The sequence below is a fragment of the Flavobacterium sp. genome (genome assembly GCF_044338735.1).
Taxonomy (GTDB): domain Bacteria; phylum Bacteroidota; class Bacteroidia; order Flavobacteriales; family Flavobacteriaceae; genus Flavobacterium.
Genome location: NZ_JBIIWV010000235.1, coordinates 1 through 2,631, shown reverse-complemented (window position 1 = coordinate 2,631; position 2,631 = coordinate 1). Strand labels below are relative to the sequence as shown.

Below are 2,631 nucleotides of genomic sequence, written 5' to 3'. Positions count from 1 at the left end.
ATGTTCGTGTTGATTTTTTCTGTTCGTCAGGTCCAGGAGGGCAATCGGTAAATACTACAAAATCGGCGGTTCGTTTAACTCATATTCCTACCGGATTGGTAGCACAATGTCAGGATCAAAAATCGCAGCATAAAAACAAAGATAAAGCGTTAGATGTTTTACGTTCTCGTTTATACGAACAAGAATTGGCTAAAAAAGAAGCAGAAGATGCAACAAAGCGTACTTCTCAAGTGAGTAGTGGCGACCGATCGGCTAAAATTAGAACATACAATTATGCACAAGGAAGAATCACTGACCATCGAATTGGGTTAAGTATTTTTGACTTAGATGGTTTTATGAATGGTAATTTACATAAAATGATTGATGAATTACAATTGGTAGCCAATACAGAAAAATTAAAAGAAAGCGAAGTTTTTTAATTTAAATGTGTTATTTTTGAGTGAATCATAGCTGTATTAATTGTATTTTTAAAAAAATAAAATAGATCAAACACAACATTTGGTTTCTTATAAATCGATTTACGAATGACTAACGAATTACTTATTAAGCAAATCACTAATAAAAAATCATTTCTTTGCATTGGCTTGGATGTCGATGTAACTAAAATCCCAAAGCATTTATTAGATACAGAAGATCCTATTTTTGAATTCAACAAAGCAGTTATCGATGCAACACATGATTTATGTGTGTCTTATAAACCCAATACCGCTTTTTATGAAGCCTACGGAATAAAGGGTTGGCAATCATTACAAAAAACCATTAATTACCTGAACGAAAACCATCCAGAAATTTTCACAATTGCCGATGCAAAACGCGGTGATATTGGAAATACCTCTTCAATGTATGCAAAAGCCTTTTTTGAAGATTTGAATTTCGATTCGGTAACAGTAGCGCCTTACATGGGAAAAGATTCGGTTGAGCCATTTTTAGCGTTTGAAAACAAACACACTATTATGTTGGCTTTAACTTCTAATGAAGGTGCTTTTGATTTTCAAACACAAAACGTAGCAGGTAAGGAATTTTATAAAGTGGTTTTGGAAACTTCAAAATCATGGAAAAACGCAAAAAATTTAATGTATGTAGTGGGCGCAACTAAAGCTGAATATTTCACCGAAATTAGAAAAATAGTTCCCGATAGTTTTTTATTGGTTCCAGGTGTAGGCGCTCAAGGCGGCAGCTTAGCCGAAGTTTGTAAATATGGAATGAACGAAAATGTGGGTTTATTAATTAATTCTTCGCGAGGTATTATTTATGCTTCAAACGGAACTGATTTTGCCGAGAAGGCTAGGGAAGAAGCATTGAAATTGCAACAAGAGATGGAATCTATTTTAGGCTAATTTTTGATTTCAAAATGCAGTTCACAGACCAAATAGGAACCCAACATACATTCGAAAACACACCTAAACGAATAATTTCTTTGGTACCATCTCAAACTGAATTGTTGTATGATTTGGGTTTAGAAGATGCAATTGTGGGGATAACCAAATTTTGTGTGCATCCTGTTCATTTTAAAGGGATTAAAACTATTGTTGGTGGCACTAAATCTGTTAAAATAGCTAAAATAAAAGCACTTCAGCCCGAAATTATCATTTGCAATAAAGAAGAGAATACGTTAGAAATCGTTCAAGAATTATCCCAAATTTGCCCTGTTTGGGTTACTGATATAGTCTCGATTGATGATAATTTGCAAATGATTCAAGATTTCGGACAACTATTCAATAAACGTACTGAAGCTCAAAAATGGATTGGTAAAATTAATTTTGCCTATCAAGATTTCAAGCAATTTATCAAAGACAAACCGGTTAAAAAAGCAGCTTATTTTATTTGGGCAAATCCTTTTATGGTTGCAGGAAATCATACCTTCATCAACGAATTGTTGCAATTGAATCATTTCGAAAATATTTATAAATGTAAAGATGGGCGTTATCCAGAAATTGAGTTGAAAAAATTTCGTTTAGACGGTGACCCCGATTATGTGTTCTTGTCTTCAGAACCTTTTCCGTTTACTGATGAACATGCATTTGAAATAGGACGTTTTACACATCATGCAAAAACGGTTTTTGTAGACGGCGAAATGTTTTCTTGGTATGGTAGTCGATTATTGAAAGCATTTACTTATTTCAAATTACTGCATTCAAAAATTTAATTAGTAAGCTCTTTTTTCGGTTTTCTTTTCTTTTTCATCTTAAAAAGCTACATTTGAATAAAATAACGAACATTGATTTCTTACACAATTTATAAAAACGAAACTAGTACTGAATGGGTGACTTTTGTTCATGGAGCAGGAGGTAGTTCTTCTATTTGGTTCAAGCAAATTCGTGATTTTCAGAAACATTTCAATGTATTGTTGCTCGATTTGCGTGGACATGGCAATTCAAATGAACAAATAAAAACGGCTTTTAAGCAAAAATACACCTTCAAATCCATTGCAAATGATGTAATTGAAGTGATTGATCATCTTCAAATTAAAAGTTCGCATTTTGTTGGTATTTCGTTAGGTTCAATTGTGATTCGTCAATTGGCAGAAATGTATCCTACTCGTGTACAAAGCATGATTTTAGGCGGCGCCATTTTAAAAATGAACTTTCGTTCGCAAATCTTAATGCGATTAGGAAATACCTTTAAATATGT

At 33.2% G+C, this 2,631-nt stretch carries 4 protein-coding genes; all 4 read left to right on the top strand.

Annotation, left to right across the window (positions count from 1 at the left end):
* A partial coding sequence (locus tag ACIQZC_RS10610) for a peptide chain release factor-like protein (RefSeq protein ID WP_396139194.1) occupies nucleotides 1–419 on the top strand: 419 nt, incomplete at its 5' end.
* Nucleotides 420–524: 105 nt separating this feature from the next.
* On the top strand, nucleotides 525–1,337 hold the full coding sequence (gene pyrF / locus ACIQZC_RS10605) for an orotidine-5'-phosphate decarboxylase (RefSeq protein ID WP_396139193.1): 813 nt from the start codon (nucleotides 525–527) through the stop codon (nucleotides 1,335–1,337).
* Nucleotides 1,338–1,351: 14 nt separating this feature from the next.
* Nucleotides 1,352–2,146, top strand: coding sequence for an ABC transporter substrate-binding protein (locus ACIQZC_RS10600; protein ID WP_396139192.1), 795 nt, complete (start codon nucleotides 1,352–1,354; stop codon nucleotides 2,144–2,146).
* A 72-nt stretch (nucleotides 2,147–2,218) separates the two neighbouring features.
* Nucleotides 2,219–2,631, top strand: a 413-nt coding sequence (locus ACIQZC_RS10595) for an alpha/beta fold hydrolase (RefSeq protein ID WP_396139191.1), incomplete at its 3' end; no start/stop codon positions are given.